Genomic DNA, 693 nt, shown 5'->3' with positions numbered 1-693 from the left:
TGGGCCTTGATGCTGTCTTTGACAGTCGCGTCATGGAATGGATCAACGTTATTCGCAGTAAAGTTAGAAATGGTGCTCACCCACCTGGTGAGTTTGTTGCCTTGGAGCACGCACTACATGAGCTGCGTTTGATAAAAAGTACCACCGAAATCAAGACGATGAAACAGGCTGCTGAAATATCTGCCCAAGCACATATTGAGGCAATGAAGGTTTGCCGCCCAGGTTTACATGAATATCACCTTGAGTCAGCGATGAGCAAGGTGTTTATGGATAATGGTGCTCGCTCTCAAGCATACCCAGCTATTGTTGGTTCAGGCGACAATGCCTGTATATTGCACTACATCGATAATAACGGCCCCTTGAATGACGGCGACCTTGTCTTGATTGATGCTGGTTGTGAATTGGATTGTTATGCCTCAGATATCACTCGGACCTTTCCGGTAAACGGAAAATTTTCTGACGAGCAAAGGGCAATTTATCAAATCGTCTTGGATGCTCAATTAGCCGCAATAAAAGCAGTGAAGCCCGGGAGTCACTGGAATCATCCTCATGAAGCCGCGGTCAAGGTAATTTGCCAGGGTTTGCTCGATCTGGGCTTGCTCAGTGGCGAGCTGGATGAAATTATCGAAGAGGAGCGTTATAAGCCTTTTTATATGCATCGAACAGGCCATTGGTTGGGCTTGGATGTTCATG

At 46.6% G+C, this 693-nt stretch carries 1 protein-coding gene; it reads left to right on the top strand.

Annotation, left to right across the window (positions count from 1 at the left end):
* Nucleotides 1-32: 32 nt before the first annotated feature.
* Nucleotides 33-693 (top strand): M24 family metallopeptidase (locus A3735_RS09150; protein ID WP_369820520.1); only part of this gene is annotated, 661 nt, incomplete at its 3' end.

It is taken from the genome of Oleiphilus sp. HI0061, from assembly GCF_001635675.1.
This window is presented reverse-complemented; position numbering and strand designations above follow the sequence as displayed.